Source organism: Faecalibacterium sp. AF27-11BH, from assembly GCF_003603005.1.
Taxonomy (GTDB): Bacteria; Bacillota; Clostridia; order Oscillospirales; family Ruminococcaceae; genus Faecalibacterium; species Faecalibacterium taiwanense.
The window spans coordinates 22,509-46,826 of the sequence record NZ_QVGS01000003.1 but is presented as its reverse complement, the minus strand read 5'-3'; the positions used below and the strand labels follow the sequence as shown (position 1 = coordinate 46,826).

Annotated in this window: 18 protein-coding genes and 1 other RNA gene; 4 read left to right on the top strand and 15 right to left on the bottom strand. The window is 61.3% G+C overall.

Features of this window, described 5'->3' with window-relative positions; genetic code table 11:
* Positions 1-10: 10 nt before the first annotated feature.
* The 13 genes from ftsY to DWY76_RS04250 form a co-directional block, all read right to left on the bottom strand.
* Positions 11-961, bottom strand: coding sequence for a signal recognition particle-docking protein FtsY (gene ftsY / locus DWY76_RS04310; RefSeq protein WP_120080022.1), 951 nt, complete (start codon positions 959-961; stop codon positions 11-13).
* 31 nt (positions 962-992) lie between these two features.
* Complete coding sequence (gene smc / locus DWY76_RS04305) at positions 993-4,550, bottom strand: chromosome segregation protein SMC (protein WP_005944372.1); 3,558 nt, start codon at positions 4,548-4,550, stop codon at positions 993-995.
* Positions 4,551-5,225, bottom strand: coding sequence for a ribonuclease III (gene rnc / locus DWY76_RS04300; protein ID WP_005944374.1), 675 nt, complete (start codon positions 5,223-5,225; stop codon positions 4,551-4,553).
* A gap of 231 nt (positions 5,226-5,456) precedes the next feature.
* Positions 5,457-6,473, bottom strand: coding sequence for a phosphate acyltransferase PlsX (gene plsX / locus DWY76_RS04295; protein ID WP_120080020.1), 1,017 nt, complete (start codon positions 6,471-6,473; stop codon positions 5,457-5,459).
* 15 nt (positions 6,474-6,488) lie between these two features.
* Complete coding sequence (gene trmFO, locus DWY76_RS04290) at positions 6,489-7,862, bottom strand: methylenetetrahydrofolate--tRNA-(uracil(54)-C(5))-methyltransferase (FADH(2)-oxidizing) TrmFO (protein ID WP_120080018.1); 1,374 nt, start codon at positions 7,860-7,862, stop codon at positions 6,489-6,491.
* Positions 7,863-7,874: 12 nt separating this feature from the next.
* Entirely contained in the window at positions 7,875-9,959 is a 2,085-nt protein-coding gene (gene topA / locus DWY76_RS04285; protein WP_097781621.1) for a type I DNA topoisomerase, read from the bottom strand.
* Positions 9,960-10,087: 128 nt separating this feature from the next.
* On the bottom strand, positions 10,088-11,224 hold the full coding sequence (gene dprA / locus DWY76_RS04280) for a DNA-processing protein DprA (RefSeq protein ID WP_120080016.1): 1,137 nt from the start codon (positions 11,222-11,224) through the stop codon (positions 10,088-10,090).
* Positions 11,221-12,003, bottom strand: coding sequence for an RNA methyltransferase (locus DWY76_RS04275; RefSeq protein ID WP_120080014.1), 783 nt, complete (start codon positions 12,001-12,003; stop codon positions 11,221-11,223). The genes dprA and DWY76_RS04275 overlap by 4 nt, the downstream gene beginning before the upstream one ends.
* Positions 12,004-12,206: 203 nt before the next feature.
* On the bottom strand, positions 12,207-12,557 hold the full coding sequence (gene rplT, locus DWY76_RS04270; RefSeq protein ID WP_005928218.1) for a 50S ribosomal protein L20: 351 nt from the start codon (positions 12,555-12,557) through the stop codon (positions 12,207-12,209).
* Positions 12,558-12,611: 54 nt separating this feature from the next.
* The gene (gene rpmI / locus DWY76_RS04265; RefSeq protein ID WP_005935556.1) at positions 12,612-12,815 is read right to left on the bottom strand and encodes a 50S ribosomal protein L35; all 204 of its coding nucleotides are present in this window, start codon (positions 12,813-12,815) and stop codon (positions 12,612-12,614) included.
* Positions 12,816-12,833: 18 nt separating this feature from the next.
* Complete coding sequence (gene infC / locus DWY76_RS04260; RefSeq protein WP_101956507.1) at positions 12,834-13,385, bottom strand: translation initiation factor IF-3; 552 nt, start codon at positions 13,383-13,385, stop codon at positions 12,834-12,836.
* Between the two features lie 389 nt (positions 13,386-13,774).
* On the bottom strand, positions 13,775-17,497 hold the full coding sequence (locus DWY76_RS04255) for a UvrD-helicase domain-containing protein (RefSeq protein ID WP_120080012.1): 3,723 nt from the start codon (positions 17,495-17,497) through the stop codon (positions 13,775-13,777).
* Positions 17,494-20,850 (bottom strand): PD-(D/E)XK nuclease family protein, encoded by a 3,357-nt coding sequence (locus DWY76_RS04250; RefSeq protein ID WP_120080011.1) that lies wholly within the window; start codon positions 20,848-20,850, stop codon positions 17,494-17,496. Before DWY76_RS04250 ends, DWY76_RS04255 begins: the two co-directional genes overlap by 4 nt.
* 151 nt (positions 20,851-21,001) lie before the next feature.
* Between DWY76_RS04250 and ruvX the strand changes: the two genes are divergently transcribed.
* Entirely contained in the window at positions 21,002-21,433 is a 432-nt protein-coding gene (gene ruvX, locus DWY76_RS04245; protein ID WP_044954016.1) for a Holliday junction resolvase RuvX, read from the top strand.
* A 231-nt stretch (positions 21,434-21,664) separates the two neighbouring features.
* Here the strand turns inward: ruvX and DWY76_RS04240 are convergent, their stop codons facing one another.
* The gene (locus tag DWY76_RS04240) at positions 21,665-22,408 is read right to left on the bottom strand and encodes a peptidylprolyl isomerase (RefSeq protein ID WP_243111926.1); all 744 of its coding nucleotides are present in this window, start codon (positions 22,406-22,408) and stop codon (positions 21,665-21,667) included.
* 239 nt (positions 22,409-22,647) lie between these two features.
* On the opposite strand from DWY76_RS04240, the gene DWY76_RS04235 reads away from it, so the two are divergent.
* The 3 genes from DWY76_RS04235 to DWY76_RS04225 all read left to right on the top strand — a co-directional run bounded on the left by DWY76_RS04235 (position 22,648) and on the right by DWY76_RS04225 (position 23,926).
* Entirely contained in the window at positions 22,648-22,959 is a 312-nt protein-coding gene (locus DWY76_RS04235; protein WP_044954017.1) for a DUF1292 domain-containing protein, read from the top strand.
* 22 nt (positions 22,960-22,981) lie between these two features.
* Positions 22,982-23,186: non-coding RNA, 6S RNA (gene ssrS, locus DWY76_RS04230), on the top strand.
* 92 nt (positions 23,187-23,278) lie between these two features.
* Positions 23,279-23,926: an AhpC/TSA family protein gene (locus DWY76_RS04225; protein ID WP_097776540.1), complete on the top strand. Its 648-nt coding sequence runs from the start codon at positions 23,279-23,281 to the stop codon at positions 23,924-23,926.
* A 152-nt stretch (positions 23,927-24,078) separates the two neighbouring features.
* On the opposite strand, the gene DWY76_RS04220 is transcribed toward DWY76_RS04225, so the two are convergent.
* A complete protein-coding gene (locus DWY76_RS04220; RefSeq protein WP_243111924.1) occupies positions 24,079-24,282 on the bottom strand; it encodes a DUF378 domain-containing protein in 204 nt (67 codons plus the stop codon).
* Positions 24,283-24,318: the final 36 nt, after the last annotated feature.

The window sequence follows — 24,318 nt, the reverse complement described above, 5'->3', positions numbered from 1 at the left end:
GCGACCCTCCTTAGTGCTTCCACTGGCGCGGGAGCAGCTCTTCCACAAAGCCCTCCGGGGTGAAGGGCAGCAGGTCGTCGATGCCCTCGCCCACGCCGATGAAGCGCACCGGCAGTCCCAGACGCTGTTTGACCGCTACCACGCAGCCGCCCTTGGCGGTGCCGTCCAGCTTGGTCAGGATGATGCCGGTAGCATCTGCAGCCTTGCAGAATTCCTTGGCCTGACTGATGGCGTTCTGGCCGGTGATGGCATCCAGCACCAGCAGCGTTTCAAGGCTGGCTTCCGGGCTGGCCTTCTTGACGCTGCGGCTGATCTTGGAAAGCTCTGCCATCAGGTTTGCCTTGTTGTGCAAACGGCCTGCGGTGTCGGCAATGACCATGTCATAACCGCGTGCGGTGGCAGACTTTACGGTGTCGAAAATGACAGCCGCCGGGTCTGCGCCCTCGCCTGCGCTCACAATGGGCACACCGGCGCGGTCGGCCCAGATCTCCAGCTGTTCGCTGGCTGCGGCACGGAAGGTATCGCCTGCGGCCAGCATCACCTTTTTGCCCTCGCGGGTATAGTGATCGGCCAGCTTGGCAATGCTGGTGGTCTTGCCCACGCCGTTCACGCCAATGACCAGAATGACGGCCGGCTTGCCGGAAAGATTCATCTCGGCATCCGGTGTCATTTCCTCGGCAATGATGTCGCGCAGGGCATCCGCCGCCTCTTCGCCGGTCTTCAGGCCCTTTTCGTGCACACGGTCGCGCAGCTTGTCCACCAGACGCACGGCCACCTCGCCGCCCACATCCGCAAGGATGAGCTGCTCTTCCAGATCATCGTACATATCATCGTCGATGACGCTGCCGGTGAGGGTGTTGAGGATATTGCCCCAGAAACCGGTGCGGGTCTTTTCCAGACCCGTTTTCATTTTTTCCTGTTCTTTTTCTTTGTTTTTCTTGCCAAATCCGAAGAACCCCATGGTGTCCTCCTATCTTTTTCTTTAATATATATCAGGAAACCAGCGTTGCGTCAACCTGTTCCAGATCAAGCTTGAGCAGCTTGGACACGCCGTCCTCCTGCATGGTAACGCCGTAAAGCACATTCGCGGCTTCCATCGTACCGCGGCGGTGGGTGATGACGATGAACTGGGTCTTGTCGCTCACCCGGCGTAAGTACTGGGCAAAACGCACCACATTGGCATCGTCCAGAGCGGCTTCGATCTCGTCCAGAATACAGAACGGGGCCGGGTTGACCGCCAGAATGGCAAAGTAGATGCTGATGGCCACCAGCGCCTGCTCGCCGCCGGAAAGCGCTTCCAGATTCTTGATCACCTTGCCCGGCGGTGCCACCCGGATGCCAATGCCGCAGGAGAGCACATCGCTTTCATCCTCCAGCACAAGGCTGGCTTCGCCGCCGCCGAACAGCTCGGTAAATACGCGGCCAAAGTTTTCGTTGATGGCGCGGAAGCTGTCGGAGAAGATCTCCCGCATCTGTGTCGAAAGCTTGGAGATCATGCGGGTCAGCTCATTGCGGCTTTCCTCCACATCGGTCACCTGATGTATCAGGGCATCGTAGCGGGCCTTGACCTCCTTGTATTCCTCGATGGCGCTCACATTCACGCTGCCAAGGGCGCGAATTTTGCCGCGCAGGTCGGCCACCTGTGCGCGCAGGGCCGTCAGGCTTTCAAACTCCACGCAAAGGTTCTCCGCCTGACTGACCGAGAGCTGGTATTCATCCCACAGCTTTGCCACGGTCTGGTCGTACTCGGTCTCGGCAGCGGCCTTGCGCTCTGCAAGGCGGGCCATCTCGCGCCCCATTTCCTCGCGGCTGTCGGAGGATGTGCGCGCCCGGCTCAGTGCCGCTGTTTCAGCCTGCTGGCGTTCCAGCCGCTGTTCCGTGGCTTCGCGGATGGCCTTTTCTTTTTGGGCGATCTCGGTCTGGCTGTCGGACTTTGCCTGCCGGATGGCTGCAATTTCTGCCCGACAGCTCTCGCTGCGCTGTGCCAGTGCCGCAAGGCTTTCTTCCAGCGTGGCGCGGCGGGCAGCGGCATCCTGTGCCCGCTGTTGCAGCGCTGCGATCTGGCTGTAGGCCAGTTCTGCATCCTTCTGGCGGGTCACCTGTTCCAGCCGCTTTGCGCTGAGCTTTTGGCTCAGTTCGGTCTGCTGGGCCACAAAGTTGTCGTCACCTTCGGCAATTCGGTTCATCTCCGCCGTCAGCAGGTCGATCTTTGCCGTCAGCCGGGCCTGCAGGCTGGCAGCTTCCTCTGCTTTGCCACGGCTCTCTGTCAAGGCCGCCTGCAAAGCATCGATCTGCTGCTGGCCGTTGCTGCGGGCCGTTTCCAGCTGGGCGGCAGCAGCTTCCAGCCGCTTCTGCTCTGCCTCGGCACGCACTTTGTCGTTGGCGGCGGTGATCTGTTCACTGGCCGTGGCGGTCAGCTCTGCCTGAAGGGCATCCACCTGCTCTTTGCAGCGGTCGGTCTTTTCCTGTGCAGCAAGGCAGTCTTTTTGTAACTTGGCCGCTTTCACCCGCAGCTCTTCCATCTCCTGCTTGCGGGTGAACAGGCCTGCGCTGCGCTGGACGCTGCCGCCGGTAAAGCTGCCGCCTGCATTGATCACCTGACCATCCATGGTCACGACCTTGCTGCGGAAGCCGTTGTCCCGCGCCACGCGAGAAGCTTCGTTGATGTCGTCCACCACGATGATGCGGCCCAGCAGGTTCGATACGATGTTGTCATACCGACGGTCGGCCTGCACCAGACTGGAGGCAAGCCGTGCCGTACCGGAGAGTCGGCCACGGAACACGCCGGGCTGGACGGTATCCAGCGGCAGGAAGGTGGCGCGGCCTGCATTGTCATTGCGCAGCAGGGCAATGGCCGCTTTGGCAGCGGCTTCGTTCTCTACCACGATGTTCTGCAGCGCACCGCCCAGAGCCGTTTCCACAGCCACTTCACAGCCCGGCTCCACCTTTAAGATGGCGGACACCGGCCCGATGATGCCCCGCAGGCGGCGTGCACCGGCAGCACGCATGACGGCCTTGACCGAGTTCTGGTAGCCGTCCATGTTCTTTTCCAGTTCCCGCAGCACGGAAAGGCGCTGGCGGGCCGCATCCAGCTCACGGCCAAGGCACTGCTCTGCTGCGTCGGCATCGTCCAGCGCAGCCTTGCGGCCTTTCAGCTTGAGTTCCACGCCGGAACGGACATTTGCCAGCTGCTTCTCGTTTTCTTCCAGCATCCGGCGATACTTGATGGTGTCGTCCAGATCCTGCTTTGCTTCGTCCCGCTGGGCGGTGCTTTCCTGCACGCTCTGCTCAAGGGCAGGCAGGCGCTGGCGGGCTGTTTCCACGGCAGCTTCGGCAGCCGCCTGCGCCACCTGCGCTTCGGTGCGCCGGGCTGTCAGGCCGGCAAGTTCTGCTTTCAGGGTATCCTTGCGGGCACCGCTGGCACTGCTGGCATCGGTCAGACGTGCGATCTCCGCGTTCAGTGCTTCGATCTCTGCCGCCAGCTTTTCGCCCTCCGCTTCCATGGTCTTTGCCACGGCCCGGTGGCGTTGCAAGGCGGCCTGTGCCTCGGTGCTGTCCTGTTCCCCGGCGCTGATCTCTTCCTGCAGGGATGCGGCGCTCTCCTCGTTGCGGAGGATGTCGTTTTCCAGCACAGCGATACGGCTCTCCGACCCGCTGATCTGCTCGGTGATGCTGCGGATATCCCCATTCAGGCGCTCAACAGCAACCGTAAGCTGCTGTGCCTGCATCCGGATCTCCTCAGCCTCCTGCTCGGCGGCTTTCGTCTCCCGGTCAAAGCGCTCGTAGTCGGCCTGTGCTGTCTCGTAGTCCCGCACCTGCTGGCGCACGGCTTCGCGCGCGCGGTGCACACCGTCGGTCCACAGGGTCACTTCCAGCGTTTTGCGCTGTGCGGCCAGCTCGAGGAACTTTTCTGCCTTGGCGCTCTCTTTTTCCAGCGGGCCTACCCGGCTTTCCAGCTCACCAAGGATGTCCCGCAGGCGTTCAAGGTTTTCGCCCGCCGCAGCAAGGCGGCGTTCTGCCTCGGTCTTGCGGTAGCGGTACTTGGCAATGCCGCAGGCTTCCTCAAAGATCTCGCGGCGCTCACTGCTTTTTGCGGCCACGATCTCCGCAATGCGGCCCTGCCCGATCACCGAGTAGCCGTCGCGGCCAATGCCGGTATCCAGCAAAAGTTCGTACACATCCTTCAACCGGCACACCTGCCCGTTGATGGTATACTCGCTGTCGCCGGAGCGGTAATATTTGCGGCCAATGGTCACTTCGTCCGCATCCACATCAAAGGTGTGGTCTGCGTTATCCAGCGTCAGCCGCACCTGCGCAAAGCCCATGGCTCCGCGCCGCCGGGTGCCGCCGAAGATCACGTCCTCCATCTTGCCTGCCGCACGCAGCTGGCGGGAGCTGGTCTCGCCCAGCACCCAGCGCACTGCGTCCGAAAGGTTCGACTTGCCGGAGCCGTTGGGACCCACCACACCGGTAACGCCTGCGTCGAACCGAATTTTGACTTTATCGGGAAAGCTCTTGAAGCCCTGGATCTCCAGTTCCTTGAATACCATTTACTTTTCCTTTATCACGCCCAGCAGCTTGAGCGCTTCTTTGGCGGCGCACTGCTCAGCGGCCTTTTTGCTGCGGCCTTCGCCACGGGCCACGCGGTCAGAGTTGAACCGCACAGCCACCACGAAATGCTTGTCGTGATCCGGGCCGGACTCGCTTTCTACTACATAGCTCAACCGCTCTTCCGGGTTCTGCTGCACGATCTCCTGCAGGCGGGTCTTATAGTCAGCCTCGGCGTGCTTGCCCTCGGTGATAAAGGGCAGGATGAAGCTGCGGGCCACATCCATGCCGCCATCCAGATACAAAGCCGCGATCAGCGCTTCAAACGCATCGGACACCACGCTGGGGCGGGTGCGTCCGCCGCAGCGCTCCTCGCCGCGGCCAAGGCGCAGGTACTCGCCCAGATCGATCTCCTGCGCGAACTGGAACAGTGCACCCTCGCTGACAAGGCTGGCGCGGATGCGGGTCAGATCGCCCTCCGGCCGGTCGGCATAGGCGTGGAACAGATAGTCTGCCGAGACGATCTGCAGCACGCTGTCGCCCAGAAATTCCAGCCGCTCGTTGTGCTTGACCGGGGTGCGGCTCTCGTTGGCATAGCTGGTATGGGTGAGCGCGATCTCCAGCAGCTCCGGGTTTTTGAACTTATAACCAATAATTGTTTCCAACTGATGGCTCATATGTTTTAGCTCCCTTATTGATGGTCAGCATCCTCGCCCTCTCAGGCTCACGTCCGTTCGCCAGCTCCCCCAAAGGGGGAGCCCTTGGCAAATCGATGCAGTCTGCACGAACTGCCAAAGCCTCTCACTCTGAGGAAAGACTCTCCCCGGCCGGGGAGAGATGTCGCAATAGCGACAGAGTGGGGAATGTGGCATTGCGAAGCAATGACGGAGAGGGCAAGCCCGCTTCCCTTATTCCTCAGTTTTCTGTGCCGCAGCCAGCTCGTCCAGCGCAGACTGCATGGTGCCGCACAGATCGTTCTCCACGCAGATCTTTGCCTGACGGATGGCGTTCTTGATGCCCTTGGCCTTGGAAGAGCCGTGGGCTTTGATGACCGGCTGCTTGGCCCCCAGGAAGGGTGCGCCGCCGTACTCCTCGCTGTCCATCTGATGCTTCAGGTCTGCCACGCTGCCCTTGAGCAGCAGGTAGGCCAGCTTGCCGCCGAGGTTTGCGAGGAACATTTGCTTCAGCATGCCCAGCAGCATTTTTGCCACGCCCTCAGTCAGCTTGAGGATGACGTTGCCGGTGAAGCCGTCGCACACCACCACGTCCACTTCGCCATTAGGCACATCGCGGGGTTCAATATTGCCCACAAAGCGGATGCCGGGGGTGGTCTTGAGCAGCTGGTGGGCTTCCTTGAGCATGGGGGTGCCCTTGCTCTCCTCCGCACCGTTGTTGGCGAGCGCCACGCTGGGGCTGCGGCGGCCCTCCACCCTGTTCACATAGCAGCTGCCCATCACGGCAAAAGCTGCCAGCATCTCGGGGCGGCACTCCACATTGGCACCGCAGTCCAGCAGCAGATAAGCCTGCTTTTTGGCGGGCACCATGGTAGCCAGAGCCGGGCGCTTGATGCCCTTGAGGGTGCGCACAATCAGGCTTGCGCCCACATGCAGCGCACCGGTGCTGCCGGCGGAAACAAAGGCATCGCCCTTGCCGTCCTTGAGCATGTTCAGGCCCACCACGATGGAGGAATCCTTCTTCTGGCGGATGGCACGGGCAGGCTCATCGCACATATCGATGACCTCGGTGCAGTTCACCAGCTCAATGCCATCCAGCGGGATGCTGTTCTCCTGTGCGGTCCTGCGCACCAGCGCTTCGTCGCCCACACCTACGACGGTGATGCCGTACTCTTTCACGGCCTGTGCGGCACCCTCCAGCACAGCCAGAGGGGCGTTGTCGCCGCCCATCATGTCCACGATAATCTTCATAGCTTTTCTCCCTTCTTAAAGAGAAGTTTCATCCAGCCAGTGCTGGAAGCTGGCAACAGCGCGCTGGGCCTGTGCCATGTAACGCAGGCGCTTGTCCCGCGGGCGGCTCTCCTCCGGCAGCGGAGGAAGGATGCCCATATTCGCGCCCATGGGCTGGAAGTGCTTGTTCTCGGTGGTCAGGTACTGCACCAGCGCACCGCACATGGTGTCGGCAGGCGGGGCGGGCAGCTCTTTGCCTTCCAGCCGGGCATACAGGCTGCGGGCCGCCAGCAGGCCGCAGGCAGCGCTTTCCATATAGCCCTCAAAGCCGGTGATCTGGCCCGCAAAGAACACATTGGGGTGTTCTTTCAGGCACAGCTGGGCGCTGAGCACCCGGGGCGCATCGAGAAAGGTGTTGCGGTGCATGACGCCATACCGCACGAACTCGGCATTTTCCAGCCCGGGGATCATGCTGAACACCCGCTTCTGTTCGCCCCACTTGAGGTTGGTCTGGAAGCCCACGATGTTATACAGGGTGCGCTCCTTGTTTTCGGCCCGCAGCTGGACATTGGCCCACGGACGGTGTCCGGTGTTAGGATTCACAAGGCCCACCGGGCGCAGCGGACCGAACCGCATGGTGTCGGCACCCCGGGCGGCCATGATCTCGATGGGCATACAGCCCTCGTAGACCGTGACGGTATCGGCCTTTTTGCCGTGGGCATCCGGGTCGGGCTGAGCAGACTGCTCGGCCCCGGTGTCAAAGTCGTGCAGCGGTGCGCGCTCTGCCGAAGCGAGAGCCGCGTGGAAATTCTCGTACTCTTCCTTGTTGAACGGGCAGTTCAGGTAGTCGGCCTCGCCCCGGTCATAGCGGGAGGCGGCAAACACCTTGTTGTAGTCCAGACTTTCAGCGGTAACGATGGGGGCCACGGCATCGTAGAAGTGCAGACGCTCGTCACCGGTCAAGGCCCCGATCTCATCGGCCAGTGCGCCGTCGGTCAGAGGACCGGTGGCCACCAGAATGGGGGCAGATGCATCGATGTGCTCCACCTGCTCCCGGTGGACAGTGATATTTTCACAGCTTTCCACCATGCGGGTCACTTCGGCGCTGAATGCATCGCGGTCCACCGCCAGCGCACCGCCAGCGGCCACGCGGGCCGTCTCGGCGGCGTTCAGCAGCTGGCTGCCCATCCGGCGCATCTCTTCCTTCAGCAGGCCGGAAGCAGAGTCCAGCCGCTCAGCTTTCAGGCTGTTGGAGCAGATCAGCTCTGCAAAGCCTGCGCTTTTATGTGCGGGCGAAAAATGCACGGGCTTCTGCTCGTACAGGTCCACCTGCACGCCCTTACCCGCCAGCCAGAGGGCGGCTTCACAGCCCGCAAGACCAGCGCCCAGCACGGTTACTTTATAGTTCATAGTTTTATCCTTTTAGTCCTTTTTCGGCACCGGCATCTCGTAGCCGCAGCCTTCCTTTGCGCAATACAGCTTGGAGCCTTTGCGGAACATGGTGCTGCCGCACTTGGGGCACTTGGTGGGCACCGGCATGTCCCATGTCATAAAGTCGCAGTCCGGGTAGCGCTCGCAGCCATAATAGATGCGGCCCTTGGAGCTTTTGCGCTCCAGCATACGGCCCTTGCCGCACTTGGGGCAGATGCCGCCGGTATCCTTGACCAGCCGCTTTGTGCCCCGGCACTCCGGGAAGCCGCTGCAGGCCAAAAACTTGCCGTACTTGCCCACCTTGATGACCATGGGCCGGCCGCACAGGTCGCACACCTCACTGGAAGGCTCATCCGGCACCTTGACCTTCTTGCCTTCCATGTTCTTTTCGGCCTGCTCCAGACTGGCAGCAAAGCCCTGATAGAAGTCATCCACGGTCTTGTGCCAGTCGGCCTTGCCGCTCTCGATCTTATCCAGATTCTTTTCCATCTGGGCAGAGAAGTCCACATCCACGATGTGGGGGAACTGCTCCAGCATCAGGCCATCCACCGCCCGGCCCAGCAGAGTGGGCTTGAGCTTTTTCTGGTCGCGCTCCACATAGCCGCGGTCGATGATGGTGGTGATAATGGGTGCGTAGGTGGAAGGACGGCCGATGCCGTTTTCTTCCAGTGCCTTGATGAGGGTCGCTTCGGTGTAGCGGGCGGGCGGCTGGGTGAACTTCTGCTCGCTCTTCAGGTCGCGCAGCTTCAGCACCTGACCCTGCTCCAGCGGAGGCAGGGCGGTCTCCTTCTTTTCCTTTTCGTCGGTGGCTTCCTCGTACAGGACGGTGAAACCGTCAAAGGTAACGGTATAGCCACTGGCCTTGAAACGGTAGTCCGCCGCGCTGACCGTGACAGACACGGTGTCCTGCTGACAGTCTGCCATCTGGCTGGCCATGAAGCGGCTCCAGATCATGCGGTAGAGCTTTGCTGTGTCGCCGCTGATGCTCTTGTCCACCTCGTCCGGTGTCAGGGACGGCACCGAGGGACGGATGGCCTCGTGGGCATCCTGTGCGGCAGTGGCGCTCTTGGTCTTCCATGTGCGCTTGTAGGGGCAGATATAGGCTTCACCGTAGGCCCCTGCGATATATTCCTTTGCGGCGGCAACAGCTTCATCCGAGATGCGCAGGCTGTCGGTACGCATGTAGGTGATCAGACCCATGGTGCCGTGGCCCGCAATGTCCACGCCTTCGTACAGGGTCTGGGCAGCGCGCATGGTACGGGTGGCCGTAAAGCCCAAGCGGCGGGATGCCTCCTGCTGCAGGGTACTGGTGATAAAAGCCGGAGTGGGCTGCTTTGCCCGCTTGCCCTTTTTCAGCTCTGCCACCACGTACTCGGCCCCTTCCAGACCCTTTTCAATGGCGCGGGCCTCGGCTTCGCTTTTGGGCAGCAGCTTTTTGCCGCTGGCATCGGTGGCCAGCCGGGCGGTAAAACTCTTGTGGCCTGCGCCGAGGGTGGCATCCACGTTCCAGTATTCGTCGGGCTTGAAGCTCTCGATCTCCTTTTCGCGGTCATCGATCAGGCGCACGGCCACGCTCTGCACGCGGCCTGCGGAAAGGCCCCGGCGCACCTTGCGCCAGAGGAACGGGCTGAGCTTGTAGCCCACCAGACGGTCCAGCACACGGCGGGCCTGCTGTGCGTTGAACAGATCTTCGTCGATGGCGCGGGGATGGGCCATGCCCTCCTTCACGCCCTTTTTGGTGATCTCGTCAAAGGTCACACGGTTCGGCTCGTGGGGGTCCAGCCCCAGAATGTTTGCCAGATGCCAGCTGATGGCTTCGCCCTCACGGTCCGGGTCGGTTGCCAGCAGCACGCCGTCTGCGTGTTTGGCCTTGCTCTTCAATTCCTTGATGAGCTTTTCCTTGCCTTTGATGCTGATGTACTGTGGGGCATAGCCGTGCTCCACATCGATGCCCAGCTGGGAAGCGGGCAGGTCACGGATATGGCCCATGCTTGCGGTGACCTCGTAATCATCGCCCAGATACTTGCCAATGGTTTTCGCCTTAGCAGGCGACTCCACGATAACCAGTTTCGCCATTCGAGTTTACTCCCATTTCAAATTTTCTTTCTTCTCTATCAGGAACGCACCGTGCAACTGCACAGTACGGGATTCTCTATTTTTATATCATACCACAGCTGTTGTGTGCTGCGCCAGCAGAAATTATACTATTTTATCACATACCGCTTGCCCGGCATGCACAGCACCCGGCCGGAAAGCTCCAGCTTCATCAGGGTGCCCAGCAGCACCGCTGTGGGCAGGCCGCTGCGCACGCAAAGCTCCTCAATGCCAAGGGGCTGCGGCCCGATGCAGGAAAGCACCTTCCGCTCGTTCTCGCTCAGAGGCTCCGGCTGCTTTGCCGTCACCGCCGCTGCGCTCTGCCGGTGCAGGCCCAGCGGGCCAAGCAGGTCCGCAGCAGAACACACGGCACGCGCTCTGCCGTCCCGCAAAAGGCCGTTTGTGCCTGCGGAATTGGGCGAGTAGATGCTGCCCGGCACCGCGAACACCGGCTTGCCATAGCGTTCGGCGTGAGACACGGTGGACATGGTGCCGCTTTTTTCCTGCGCTTCCACCACCAGCAATGCAGAGCTGAGCGCCGCAATGAGCCGGTTGCGCTGCAAAAATCCATTTGGGCCAACGCCCTCACTGCGGGGCGGGTACTCACTGATCACGCAGCCCTTCTGCTCGATCTTGTGCCGCAGCACCACATTGGCCGCAGGATAGGTGCGGTCGATGGGCACGCCCATCACAGCAATGGTAGGGCAGTTGTTTTTGACAGCAGCGCGGTGCCCGGCGCTGTCCAGCCCGTCCGCAAGGCCGCTGACGATCAAAGCGCCGCTTTGGGCCAGTTCCCCGCCAATGTCCGCCGCTGCGTTCAGGCCGTATTCGGTAGGCTTGCGGCTGCCCACGATGCCCACTGCGCCCGGCTCGTTGAGCCAGAGCGGATCGCCGGTGCAGTAGAGCACCAGCGGCATATCCGGGATGCGGGAAAACGCCAGCGGATAGTCCGGGTCGTCAAACGGCAGGATGCGCACACCCAGATCATCGCACCGCATCACCAGCGGGTGGTACTGTTCCGGGGCCAGCTGCTGCGCCCGCAGAGCTGCTGCCTCCCCCGCTGCAAGACGAAATTCTGCCGTATCGCGGGCTTCCCATGCTTCCTGTGCACCGCCAAAGGCATCCAGCACACGGCCCGCGTGAACGCTGGCCGGGCCAAGCACATGGGCCAGCCACAGCCAGCACAGCAGCGGATCCGGGGCAGGCTCCGGCGGGAAAAGGCTGGTCTGCCCTGCAAGGCCGCTCATAAGCTTTCCTCCCGGAAATGCCACAGCAGGATGCTGCCCGCAATGCCGGCGTTCAGGCTTTCCACCCGGTCGGTCATGGGGATGCGCACCGTGCTGCTGCAGGCAGCAATGGTCTCATCGGTCAGGCCCTGACCCTCGCTGCCGATGACGACGCAGACGCCACCGGGATAGCTTGCCTGCGCCGCGCTCAGCGGCTGAGACTTGTACAGCGCGGCAGCAAGGCAGGTGATACCCTTTGCGCGCAGCTGGGTGATGGCATCGGGCATGGCACCGGCTTCGATTACCGGGATGCGCGCGGCGGCTCCCATGGAAGCCCGCAGGGTCTTTGGGGCATACACACTGGCACAGCCGTCGCTCAGGATCACACCGTCAAAGCCAAAGGCCGCAGCAGAGCGCAGCAGGGTGCCCACATTGCCGGGGTCCTGCACCCGTTCCAGCGCCAGATACCGCCCGCCGGCCTTCACTTCGTCCAGTGTGTGCACCGGGGTGCGGAACACGCCGAACACCCCCTGATGGGTGCCCACATCGGCCAGCTTATCGGCCACATGGTCTTCCACAAGGTAGTGTTCACCGGGCAGCCCGGCAAGCTCCGGGCACTTTGCCATAGCGCTTTCCGTATAAAATAAGGTCTCCAGCTGCGCACCGCGGGCAAGCTCCGGGCAGAGCTTGCGGCCCTCGGCCAGAAAGCGGCCCTCGCTGCGGCGGAATGCCGCGCTGGAAGAAAGGCGGCAGGCGTATTTGATCTTTGCGTTTTCCCTGCTGGTGATTTTTTCGTCCATCGTGTGTATTCAACCTTTCGCTGTACTGTCGTTCAAAAAGTAGTCTGCCGTCTTGTTCAAAAAATGCAAAAAGGGCAGCGTCTGCCACAAAGCGTTCCTGCGGCAGGGCGCTGCCCTGAAAAACATGTTCCCCTGCCGTAAGAACCCCGGATACAAAACGGACGCCCGCGTATACGCGCGGGCGTCACGATTCAAGTTCCTAATCAGGCGTTCTTGACGGTCTCGACCAGAGCTGCAAAGCTCTTGGGATCGTTAATAGCCATCTCAGACAGCATCTTGCGGTTCAGCTCGATGCCAGCCTTCTTCAGACCAGCCATGAAGGTGGAGTAGTTCATGCCCAGAGGACGAACTGCGTTGTTGATGCGGCAGATCCACAGGTTGCGGAACTGACGCTTCTTCATGCGGCGGCCAGCCAGAGCGTAGTTGCCGCTCTTCATGACCTGCTGCTTGGCCATCTTAAAGTGCTTGCTCTTGCAGCCGTAGAAGCCCTTGGCCAGCTTCAGCATCTTCTTACGACGTTTGTGAGTCATGGTTGCGCCCTTGATACGTGCCATTTTTTATATCTCCTTTAGTTGTCTCAATAGAATGTGTTTGCCTGCGGCTCGCTCTTAGGCGTAGGGCAGCATGCTCTTGATGGTAGCTGCGTTGGTCTTATCAACGTAGTTGGGCTGACGGTAGCCACGGGTCAGCTTGGTGGTCTTCTTGGTCAGGATGTGGCTGCGGAATGCGTGGCCGCGCTTGATCTTGCCGTTCTTGGTCAGCTTAAAGCGCTTCTTAGCGCCGGAGTGCGTCTTCAGTTTCATCTTAGCCATTTTAGTTTCCTCCTAAAATTAGTCCTTATTGGGTTTCGGGATCAGCAGAATGGACATCGTGCGGCCCTCGAGCACCGGCGGCTTATCGGTGGATGCCTGAGGCAGAGCCTCGGCAAAACGTTTCAGCACGTCTGCGCCCAGAGCACTGTGCGCCATTTCACGGCCGCGGAAGCGGATCGAAACCTTAACCTTGTGGCCAGCTGCCAGGAATTTGGCAGTCTGGTTCAGCTTGGTATTGAAGTCGTTGGTGTCAATGTTGAGCGAAAGGCGGGTCTCTTTAACTTCGACCACCTTCTGGTTCTTCTTGGCTTCCTTCTCCTTCTTCTGCTGTTCAAAACGGTACTTGCCGTAATCCAGCACCTTGCACACAGGCGGAACAGCCTGCGGTGCGATCTTGACCAGATCCAGACCAGCATCTTCAGCAGCGCGCATGGCCACCTGAATGGACACAACGCCCTTCTGCTCGCCGTCTGCACCGATCAGACGGACCTCACGGTCACGGATCTGACCGTTGATCTCCAGTTCCTTCGACTTTCCAGCGGTAGCGATAATGAATGCACCTCCAAACAAAATCCATTTTGTTGCAATATTTGGCATAGAAAACGCGGCCGCCCATTTTCAGGACAGCCGCGCAAAAATTCACTCAAAGCCGCAGTCCACTCACAATGAACTGCCTTCAGGTATAGCCCGGGGGATCTTTCCCTCGCAAGGCGAGCGCGGCACAGGCCGTAGCTGCTTTCTTTACTCGGTTATTTTACCACAGGCAGAAAGCGCTGTCAAGCACTTTTTATGCGTTTTGCGGGAAAAATATGACTTTTGAACCCTCTCAGGCGCTGACGCGCCAGCTCCCCCGAATGGGGGAGCTTTTACCGAGAAGGCAAACTTTCCGGTTATTGCACAAAGCTCGCCCTTCGGGAGAGCTGGCAGCGCCGCAGGCGATGCCTGAGAGGGTTTTCCTCCTACGCTTCGATCAGCCTCCCCAGCTCCAGCGAGTAGATACCCTTATACGTTACCTTCTTCGGCGCAAAGCGCTTATCGATGGCAAGGGCATAGAGGTTCAGCTGCGGGCGGTAGGCGCTCAGGAAGTCCGCTTCGGTCTTGCGGCGGTCGGTCTTGTAATCCAGCAGTTCCAGATGATCCGGGAACACCAGCACAAGGTCTGCAATGCCCTGCACCAGCACCTGCTCATCCTGCACGGCGGCGGCTTCCTGCGCGGAAGCTCCCTGTGCCGTCAGCACGGCCGACGCGGGCAGCGCCGTGATAAAGGCCAGCTCCCGCAGGACTTTTTCGGCTGCGCAGATCTTTGCAAAGGCTTCGCTCTCGGCAAAGCGGCGGATGCGGCCTGCATTGAGTTTTTCCGCAATTTCCGGGGCCACCAGCCGGGTGTCCACCTGCCGCTGGCGCTCTGCAAGGATGGCTTCTTCCAGCGTGCCCGCCGCTTTGGCAGCAGCAAGGGAGGCAAAGTCCGCATGTTCCAGAAAAGCGTGCAGAGCCGTGCCCATCTCGGCGGCAGTCAGGCCGTCTTTGGAGAGGAAAGCAGGGCGTTCCAGCGTGGTCTGCTCGGCCTTGTGCACGATGCTGGTCACGCTGACCTTGGCGGGCACCGCAGCCAGTTTTGCCGCCGGATACCGCCATGCAAAGCCCTCCTGCAGCTGAGCCACCAATGCCGGGTCTGCCGGGACAGGCTCTGCCGCTTCCGGTTCCTGTTCCGGTGTTTCCGGCTCCGACTGAGCTTCCTGCACCGTGACCATGATCTCGCTTTCCGTAAACACAAAGGGCAGTTCCAGATCTCCTGCCAGCCGCCGCAGCGGCCCGCCGAAGGGATGCACCAGCAGCGCTGCACGCAGCCAGTCGGCAAAGCTGCCCGCCTGCTGGTTCAGCGTTTCTCCCGCGCCCGCAGCAAGGAATGCTGCCGCCTTGGCAAAAGGATTGCCGGTCTTGGTCATGCCCAGCGGCACCGTGAGGATCAGCTTATCCTGTGCACGGGTGAGCGCCACATATAAAAGGCGCATCTGCTCGCTGCGCGTTTCCTGCGCATGGACGCTGGCAAGGGCTGCGTAGGCTGCAGTCTTGTACATGCTCTCGCCCTGTTCCGGGCGCAGGCGCAGGCCCGCGCCGTATTCCCGGTGCAGCAACACCGGCTGGTAAGTGTCGCTCAGGTTGAAGTGCCGGGCCGTGTCGCCCACGAACACCACCGGGAACTGCAGGCCTTTAGAGCGGTGGATGGTCATGATGGTCACACAGCCAGGCCGCGCACCGCCGGGCACAGTGTCCTGCCCGGTAGAACCGGCCTGCGCCGCCGCGTCGATGGCTCGCACCAGCGCCGAGATGCCGTTTGCACCGATCTGTGCGCAGAAAGCCGCAAAGCGCCGGGCATCTTCCCGGCGGTGCGCACCGTTTTCCAGCACGCCCAGCGCAGCAAGATAGCCGGTGGAGACAAAGATCTCTTCCAGCAGCTGTTCTGCCGGGGCACTGCGGGCCATGCGCCGCAGTGCGGTGAGTCGGTCATAAAAGTCTTTCACCTTTCGGGTGAATGGTGTTTCATCGTCATTCTGCACCACCTGCAGCACTGCGCCGTACAGACTCATGCGGGAAGCCCTTTTGCCCGTTTCCTTCGCGCCCTGTTCCTCCTGCGCCTTTTTCTGCATTGCGGCGCTCTGGGCACGCAGGCGTACAAGGTCGTCGTCCGTAAAGCCGAACATCGGCCCCAGCATGGCGGCGGCAAGGTAGATATCCTGCGCCGGGTTGTCGATGACCTTCAAAAGCGAGATCAGCGGCCGGATGTGCGCTGCTTCCATCAAGTTTTCGCGCGCATCCGCATACACCGGGATGCCCCGGGCCGTGAGCGCTTCCTCATAAGCGAGGAAGTCGCCGCGCGCCGCCAGCAGGATGCAGCAATCCTCGTACTGCACCGGGCGGGTGGAGCTGCCGTCCCGCACTGGTTCGCCGTTTTTCACCAGTTCTTCAACGCGCTGGGCGATCCACGCCGCGTCGGTCTCAGCGGTGTCGTCGGGCAGGAAGTGCGCTTCCACGCTGCCGGCATATTCGCCGGGTGCACCGCACACCAGCCGCTGACCGTCGCCATAGGCAGTATCGCCCAGCTGGGGTGTCATGAGCTGTTCAAAGATAAAGTTGATGCCTGCCACCACCTGCGGGGCGGAGCGGAAGTTCGCATCCAGCGCCAGCAGAGCGTTTCCGCCTGCCGTACCCTCCTCCGGGCGGGGGCGGGCAGTGCCGCTGGGCAACGGTGCCCATGCGTTCAGCTTAGCCCGGAAGATGCTGGGGTCGGCCTGACGGAAGCGGTAGATGCTCTGCTTCAGGTCGCCCACAAGGAACAGGTCATCCCCCGCCGGGGAAGCAAGGCAGCGGTAAATGGCATCCTGCAAAGCGTTCGTGTCCTGATATTCGTCCACCATCACGGCGGCATAGCTCTGCCGGATGCTCTGGCACAGCGGGGTGCACACGCCATCCGGTGTGCGCAGCAGCCGCAGGGCCTGATGCTCAAAATCGCTGAATTCCAGCAGCTTGCGTTCCTTTTTCTTTGCCGAGAAGCGGGCATCAAAATCCCGCACGGCGGCAAACAGCGCCCGCAGCCGGGGCAGGGCCGCTCTGCGGTCCGCTTCGGCTTCCTCCTCGCTGCAGGAGACAAGCTCCGTAATGTGCTCAAACAGCTTGGCGGCTTCGTCTGCGCGGGTCCTGACCGCCGCCTTATGATCGCCGGTCAGCCGTTTTTTCATGCCCTTGAAGCCGGGTATCTCCTCCATGCCCAGCACATAGGGTGTCAGCTTATCGTACAGCGGTGTCCACTGCCCTGCCGCAGCCAGCCGTTCCACCTCGCCCAGCAGGGCGGCGGCGCTTTCCAGCCGGGAGAGCGGCTCTGCAAATTTATCGTTGACACCGGCCACGGCCTTTGCCTTGGAAGCAGCGGTCTTGCCTTTTTCCTCGGCCTGTGCCTGTGCAAGGACAAAATCTTCCTTACAGTCTGCCAGTGCTGCCGTCAGCAGTTCCCGCGCGGCCTTTGCGCAGCGGGCCGCTTCCGCCAGCAGCAGGTCATGCCAGCAGGTAAAAGCAAAGCCGTTTTCCCGCTGCCATGGAGCCAGATATTCGTCCAGCCTGCGGTCGTAGTCCGGCAGAGCGCGCAGAAAATCGTACACATGCAGGATGGTATTGCCTGCGGCCTGATCGGTGCGGCCCTTTCCGTAAAGGTCTGCAAAGGCGCAGAAGTCCGGGTCGCGGTAGGCATTTTCCAGCGTTTCGGCCAGCGCCGAAGCCCGCAGCACCTCCACGCTGCCGGGATCTGCCGGGGCAAAGTCCGGCGGGATGTCCAGTGCCTGAAAGTGCTTGTGCAGCAGGTCCAGACAGAACGCGTCAATGGTGCAGATGGGTGCGCGCTGCAAAAGCATCCGCTGGCGGCGCAGGCTCGTGTTGTGGGGCTGCTGCTGGCTGAGCCGCAGCAGTGCCTGCCCGATGCGTGCCCGCAGCTCTGCCGCCGCCGCATTGGTAAAGGTGACGATGAGCAGTTTGTCCGCATCCACCGGGTGGTCCGGATCGGTGATGAGCCGCACGGCGCGTTCGGTCAACACGGCTGTTTTGCCGCTGCCCGCCGCTGCGCTCACCAGCAGCGCACCACCCCGGTCCTCAATAGCAGCGCGCTGGGCCGGAGTCCATTTGGGCTCACTCATGCCTGCTCACCTTCCTTCTCGTTCTCAGTCTCTTCCGGCTCAAAGGGTTTGGCCGGGGCTTCCAGTGCCCGCTCGCCGATGACGGTCTCGTGGCAGCAGATAAAGCTGTAGTCGCACCAGACGCAGGGGTTCCTGCCTGCGCCTGCCACCAGCGGTTCCGCAGCGATCTGCCCATCGTAAAGCTGCTGGCCCATCTGGGTGACAAGATCATCCAGATGCAGCTGGATGCGGTTGAGCTTTGCAATATCGGCACGCTTATCCTTCTGGCTGGGGCTGGGTACACCGTTGCGGTAGCCAAAGGGCAGGTAGCGGCCCGTCTCATCCGCATCCATGGCATCGAACACCTTCTGCTCGTCCCTCACAAGGCCGTCTAGCTCGTACTGCACGTCCTGCTGTGCCTGCTGGCGGTTGGTGGTCTTGGGGGCCGGGTCTGCCAGCAGGTACAGAACACCTGCGGGTTCCGCACCGGTAAAGCGGCCGCTCTTATCCCGCGTCAGGCTGAACAGATACAAAAGCATCTGGCAGTCCAGCCCGCAGTATACCTCTTTCAGGTTCAGCTTTTTGGCGCCGGTCTTATAGTCCACCACCCGCACCCAGCGGGTGCCGTCTTCCTCCACCCACTCGTCGGCGCGGTCCACCGTGCCCACCAGCTGCACGGTGCGCCCATCCGAGAGATGATACACCTGCCCGGGCACGGCGTCCTCCCCGGAGCCGATGCGCAGCTCACAGGCTGCCGGGTGGAAGCAGGACTGCTTCTGTTCGTCCCGCAGGTAGCACAAAAGGCTTGTCATGCTTTTTTTGAGCCGCGAGAGCAGATAGGCGAACCGGGCTGTATCCTCCGGCAGATAACGCTTTGCATATTTATCCACCAGCAGGCCGGCAAGGCCTGCCATGGCTTCGTCGTCCAGCTCCAGAAATGGGGCCAGCCCGGCGCAGGGATTATCCGCGTCCGGGTGCGGGTCCAGCGCCATCTGCAGCACCCAGTGCATCAGGGTGCCGCTCTGGTCGGCAGAAAGCTCGGCCCGTCTGCGGGGCTTCAGGCCCAGCACATACTGCAAAAAATAGCCGTAACGGCAGGTATAGTATTTTTCCAGCTGGCTGGGCGAAATGCGCAGCCGCTGCCCCAGCAGGCCGCTCAGCGCGGACAGATCGTTCACCTGCCGGGGCGGGTTCTCCTCCATGCGCTGCAGCAGCGCAAGGCCCCGGGGCGCATCCGTCTGCGGCAGACGCAGCGCCTCAGTCAGGCTGGCGCGTTCCGTGTCGGTCAGCGGCCAGCCGCCCAGCGTATCCAGTGCATCGGCGGGGGTGGCTGCAAGGTCGGGAAGCTCCAGCTCCGGTGCCGCCGGGTGCAGGGCCTCCACGATGGGTTCCAGCGCTGCGCACAGGGTCTTGCCCTGCCCCTTGGGCCAGCTGAGCCACAACCCCTTTGCCGGTGCGGTGAGGGCTTTGTAAACGCACACCTGCTCGCGCACCACGCGGTTCTCAAAGCAGTCCGGCAGATCGATTTGCTTTGCCATCAGAACATCGCGGTCGGCGTGGGTCAGAAGGCCCGTCTCGGACGGTGCACAGGGAAATTCGCCCTCCGCAAGGCCCAGCACGAACACATAGTCCGGCGCGTCCAGACGCATTTTGCCCGCGCTTGCCAGCACCACGGCATCCAGCGTCTGCGGGATGTGCCCAAGGTCCGAAGAGCGCAGCAGCAGGCTGAACAGGTCCTCATATTCTGCAAAGGTCACACCCTGCCCGCCCAACAGGTGGGCCATCTCGTTGAGCAGCTGCATCACCACGTTCCACTCGCGGGCCGCTTCCTCTGCCGCCGGGATGCCCCGGGCAGTGCGGACGGCTTCCACCAGCGCTGCCTGCTGCTCTTCTGCACCCAGCTTTTTCAGGCAGAAATACAGTTCCCGGCTGATCTGTTCGGCGCTGCCGCCCCGCACCTTGCTGCGCAGTTCGTCCACGGCTGTTACCAGCAGCTGGCGGGCAGTCTCGGCATCCTCCAGCGTTTTTGCATCCTCATCGGACAGTTCATTTTCGCCGAAGCCCTTGGGGCTTTTCTCAAATTTTGTGCGCCATGCCGCCGCATTGGGTGACCAGGTATAGGCATAGTTTTCCAGCGCGCAGACCTGCGGCTCGGTCAGAGCGCACAGGCCGGTCTTGGCAAGAATGGTCAGGTTTTCGGTCATATCCGCACCGCGCAGCAGTGCCAGCAGTGCACGCACCGCCGTAGCCGGGGCGCTGAACTCCGGGGTGGTGGGTTCATCGCAGTAAAGCGGGATATCTGCCATGCGGAACTCGTATCGGATGGCCGCACGGTAATCCGGGATATTGCGGCAGACCACGGCCATTTTGCCGCAGCGCACGCCCTGCCGCATCAGGCGGCGGATGGCCGCAGCGGTGCAGCGGGCTTCCTCTTCCCGGCTGGCAGCGGCAAACAACCGCACCTCCGGCGCAGCGGGCGGCACCTCACAGGTGCCAGTCTCCAAAAGCTCTGTCACAGCCGCAAGTCCGGGCGCATCCTTATGGCGCAGGTCGCGGCGCAGCAGCTCCGGCACTGCCGCATCAGCACCGTTTTTGCGGGCCAGCTGCCGCAGCTGTGCGGCCACCTGCTTTGCGCCGGAAAAAAGCCCCATATCCCCCGGCACCATGGGCGCACCATCGTCGCACAGGGCCACCGTGACGGTGGGCAGCGCCGCCAGCATCGCGCCCATCAGCCGCTTTTTGGGTGCGTTGAAGGTATCGAACTCGTCAATGAACACTTCCCGCTCCCGCAGAAAGTCCGGCAGTTCACCCCGGGCAAGAGCGGCTTCCAGCCGGTCAGCCGCCAGCTCCAGCCGGTCGGCGGGGTCCATGCCGGTGCCCGCCAGCAGCGTTTCGTACCCCTGAAAGATCAGTGCCAGCTCGCTCAGCTTGCCGCTTTCCGGCCCGCAGTCCGGCGCAAGCTCTGCCAGCTGTGCGCCGGAAAGGCCGGCACTTTTCAGCTCGTCGATGGTCTGGGCCGCCATCTGGCAGAAGGCCGCACTGCGGCGGTGGCGGTAGTAGTAGTGCACATGATCCTGCAGCTCTTCCAGCGCGCGGCGCACCAGCACGGCGCGGCCCGCGTCCGAAAGGGTCTGCACCGCCGCGCCGCCCTCGGCAGAGAGGATGCGCTCGGCCAGACTGGTAAAGGAAAAGCTTTCCACCATGCCGGAAAGAGCATCGCCCAGCTCCCGGTAGATGCGGCCCTCCGTGCTGGAAGTGAACTGTTCCGGCACCAGAAGGATGCTGCGCCGGCCCTGTTCGGCCCGGGCCTTGATGCGGGAATAGAGCAGGGTGGTCTTGCCGCTGCCGGAGCCGCCTAAAACCAGTTTGAGCATGGGGCACTTCCTCCTAAAAAAACGATCTGTGTTTATTGTAACACGAAAATCCTCTCAAAAAAAGTGTGATTCTCTACCTTTTAGCCTGCAGCTGTGGTACACTTGGACCGACAAACTTTTCCACACATTCCACACAAGAGAGGAAGCCTGTATGAAAATTTTAGCTGTTGACTACGGCGACAGCCGCACCGGCCTTGCCACCTGTGACCGCACCGAGTTCCTTACAACGGCCATCACCCCGCAGATCACCCTGAAAGCCCGCAACAAGGTGGCGGCACGGGTGTGCGAAGTGGCCAAGGAGATCGGAGCCGAGCTGATCGTGATCGGCCTGCCGCTGAACATGGATGGTACCGAGGGCGAACGCGCCATCAAGAGCCGCAAGCTGGCAAAGACGGTCGAAATCTGGAGCGGCCTGCCGGTACGCATGTGGGACGAGCGCCAGACCACCTGCGCCGCCGCCGACATTCTGGATGAGAGCGGCACCTTTGGCACAAAGCGCAAGGAGATCCTGGATTCGGTCAGCGCCACCGTCATTCTGGACGATTATCTTGCATGGCGGAAGGAACATCCGGGGGAAATCTGATTCAACTCCTTCCGTCATCGCTGGCGCGATGCCACTGCTCCCCTTTTTGTCACTTGCGTGACATCTTCCCCCGGCCGGGGGAAGTCTTTCTCATTGAGGGAGGCTCTGGCGAAAAGGAAAACTTTGCCGCACTGCCAAGGGCTCCCTCTTTGAGGGAGCTGTCGCCGCAGGCGACTGAAGGAGTTATAAAAAAGGCACCCACAGTTTTGAACGCTGCGGGTGCCTTTTGGTTCACTGATAGGTCTCGATGCTCACGCTGTTGATGATGATGTCCTCACAGGGCTTCTGGTTTTCGTCCACGGCGGTCTGGCCGATGGCATCCACCACGTCCATGCCCTCGTACACCTGCCCCAGCACGGTATCGGTGTAGTCAAGATAAGGCGCGCCGCCGGCGGTCTGATAGGCCGAAACCACCTCCGCGCGGTAGCCCGCGCTGTTCATCTGGTCCACAAGCTCCTGCGTCACCGACTGGTCTCCCGGCAGGGTCTGCACCACGTAAAAGACGCTGGCACACTCGCCGGAAGCATCCGTGCCCATGCACAGGGCACCGGAATAATGGTGCAGGCTGTCGGTGGTCTCAGCCGGGTAGCGGCTGCCGTTCCAGATGGTACTGCCCCTGCCGTCGGCCCCCTGTCCGGCCTCCACCACAAAGCCGCTCTCCACACGGGAGACTGTCAGGCCGTTGTAGTAGCCTGCCTGCACAAGGCCTGCAAAGTTATCATAGGCCTGCGGGGCCTTATCCGGGAAAAGCACCGCCTTGAACACGCCTGCCGAGGTATCGAACACCGCAATGGTGTCCCCCGCCGCAGGGTGGGCAAACTGCAGCTCTGCCGATTCCACTGCCGGGCGGTCGATCTTCTGGACTGTACTGCCGCCGCTGCCTTTGCCAAAGTGCAGAAAGCTCCCGGCACTGCAGCCCGTCAGCGCCAGCGCCGCTGCCAGCACAAACGCCGCCCATCTTTTTTTATGCATCATTTCCGCCCACGCTCCATACTCTATAGTAACCTGCACGGCACACCGTGCACAGAAGATTCAGAGGATAGTATATCATATTCTGCCGCAGAGTGCGAGAGCAAATGCGTGAAAATTTGCTGCACAATTTCTGTGCGAAAAAGCATCTTGACGAGCAGGCAAAAAAACGCTACACTATATGCAGGCCAAGCGGGCGGCGCACAAACAGCCCGTTTTATGACACGATACAGGAGACAATATCTATGTCTGACGAAATCAAGAACCCTAATACCGAAGAAGATCAGCCCGACCTGATGACCCTGGAGGATGAGGACGGCAACGAGATCACATTTGAGGTGATCGATGCGCTGGACCACAAGGGTGTGCATTATCTGGCTGCTGTGGAATACGCCGAGACCGAAGAGGAAGCTGAGAATGCTCAGCTGGTCATTCTGAGCGTTGGCGAGGATGATGAAGGCGAATATCTGGATGTCGTGGACGACGACGAGCTGCTGCTGGAGCTGGGCAAGCTGTTTGAAGAGCGCCTGAGCGACGAGTACGACATCGAGGAATAATTCCAGACAAATTACCCGGCAAAACTTCCTGCCCGGCTCGATTTGTTGCGGTTTATATGATCCTACTAATCATTCAACGGGAGCTTGGAGTTCCCCGGTGGATTGCAGACCTCCCCGTCATGGGGCGACCATGAAGGCTCGATGAGGAAGCGCGAACCCGGAGACAGGGCACCCACCTGTCCGTAAGGGTAGGTTTGATTGACCGCAGACGACCGGGCGGGATCTTTTTATAGCAATCCATCCACCTCTGTCCTCTGCACTTTCTGCAGAGATGCAGTGTGTGGATTTTTTATTATCTTGAAAGGATGTGCATTGCGGCATGAAGTCAGAACATCTGGTGGGCACCTCCATCCCCCGCTTTACCTTTGATACCCCCACCACACCGGGCAATGATTTTTACAAGCTGTGCGAAGGGGAGCACCCTCTGGTCATGATCTTCCTGCCTGCCTTTGACCACCCTGTCACCCGGGAATATCTGACCCGCTACCTGCAGACCCTGCCCAGACTGCGCGGCGTGCGGCTAGCCTGCGTGGTGCGTTCCTCTCCCCGCATGGTGGCAAAAGCCACGCAGGGGGCCGAGTTTCCCTTCACCCTCATCTGCGACGCGCCGGGGGTGCTGTACGGCTACCTTGGCGTAGAACAGGCCCGCGGCATCCTGAGCTGGAGCTTTGCGGCCCAGCGCATCTACAAAGCGGCCAAAGAGCAGGGCTACCGCTACAACAGCAATGCTCCACAGCAGCTGCCGCTGACGCTGGTGGTGGGCCACATGGGTAAGATCCTGTTTACCCACTCCGGCCGCAGCCAGACCGACCTGCCGGAGGACTGCGCCGCCATCCGCGAGATCACCCGCGAGGTGGTGCGCACCATGGCCGAGGACCAGCGGCGTGCACACCCCCACTGCTCCGACGAAACGCTCACCCTGCCGGATCTGGTAGGCTGGGATGATCTTGACGGAAGCAGCCATTGACTCAAACCAGCAAAAGCACCTGTCATTGACCCTCTCAGGCGCTGACGCGCCAGCTCTCCCGAAGGGAGAGCTTTTTTACTTCTGGAGGACAGGCACAATAAAGCTCCCCCTTTCGGGGGAGCTGGCAATGCCGTAGGCATTGACTGAGAGGGTCATTCATCCGTTTCATCCGAAAACAGCCCCGGGATGCCGCACAGGGCTGCAATGCCCACCAGCGTGAACACGATGCGCGACCAGATGGATGCGCTGCCGCCCAGCAGCCAGCCCACAAAATCGAATTGGAACAGCCCCACAAGGCCCCAGTTGATGCCGCCCACGATCATTAAGATCAGACAGATTTTATAAAAGGTCTGCACAAAAAAGACCTCCTTCCTTTGCGGGCAGTATGCCCC

What these genes read in the sequence shown, in the direction of transcription:
- trmFO (WP_120080018.1), bottom strand. Translation starts at nt 7,862, where the DNA reads ATGAACTATAAAGTAACCGTGCTGGGCGCTGGTCTTGCGGGCTGTGAA.
- rplT (WP_005928218.1), bottom strand. Translation starts at nt 12,557, where the DNA reads ATGGCACGTATCAAGGGCGCAACCATGACTCACAAACGTCGTAAGAAG.
- DWY76_RS04235 (WP_044954017.1), top strand. Translation starts at nt 22,648, where the DNA reads ATGTCTGACGAAATCAAGAACCCTAATACCGAAGAAGATCAGCCCGAC.
- rnc (WP_005944374.1), bottom strand. Translation starts at nt 5,225, where the DNA reads ATGAGCCATCAGTTGGAAACAATTATTGGTTATAAGTTCAAAAACCCG.
- DWY76_RS04250 (WP_120080011.1), bottom strand. Translation starts at nt 20,850, where the DNA reads ATGCTCAAACTGGTTTTAGGCGGCTCCGGCAGCGGCAAGACCACCCTG.
- topA (WP_097781621.1), bottom strand. Translation starts at nt 9,959, where the DNA reads ATGGCGAAACTGGTTATCGTGGAGTCGCCTGCTAAGGCGAAAACCATT.
- plsX (WP_120080020.1), bottom strand. Translation starts at nt 6,473, where the DNA reads ATGAAGATTATCGTGGACATGATGGGCGGCGACAACGCCCCTCTGGCT.
- smc (WP_005944372.1), bottom strand. Translation starts at nt 4,550, where the DNA reads ATGGTATTCAAGGAACTGGAGATCCAGGGCTTCAAGAGCTTTCCCGAT.
- dprA (WP_120080016.1), bottom strand. Translation starts at nt 11,224, where the DNA reads ATGAGCGGCCTTGCAGGGCAGACCAGCCTTTTCCCGCCGGAGCCTGCC.
- DWY76_RS04255 (WP_120080012.1), bottom strand. Translation starts at nt 17,497, where the DNA reads ATGAGTGAGCCCAAATGGACTCCGGCCCAGCGCGCTGCTATTGAGGAC.
- ftsY (WP_120080022.1), bottom strand. Translation starts at nt 961, where the DNA reads ATGGGGTTCTTCGGATTTGGCAAGAAAAACAAAGAAAAAGAACAGGAA.
- DWY76_RS04240 (WP_243111926.1), bottom strand. Translation starts at nt 22,408, where the DNA reads ATGATGCATAAAAAAAGATGGGCGGCGTTTGTGCTGGCAGCGGCGCTG.
- ruvX (WP_044954016.1), top strand. Translation starts at nt 21,002, where the DNA reads ATGAAAATTTTAGCTGTTGACTACGGCGACAGCCGCACCGGCCTTGCC.
- DWY76_RS04275 (WP_120080014.1), bottom strand. Translation starts at nt 12,003, where the DNA reads ATGGACGAAAAAATCACCAGCAGGGAAAACGCAAAGATCAAATACGCC.
- rpmI (WP_005935556.1), bottom strand. Translation starts at nt 12,815, where the DNA reads ATGGCTAAGATGAAACTGAAGACGCACTCCGGCGCTAAGAAGCGCTTT.
- DWY76_RS04225 (WP_097776540.1), top strand. Translation starts at nt 23,279, where the DNA reads ATGAAGTCAGAACATCTGGTGGGCACCTCCATCCCCCGCTTTACCTTT.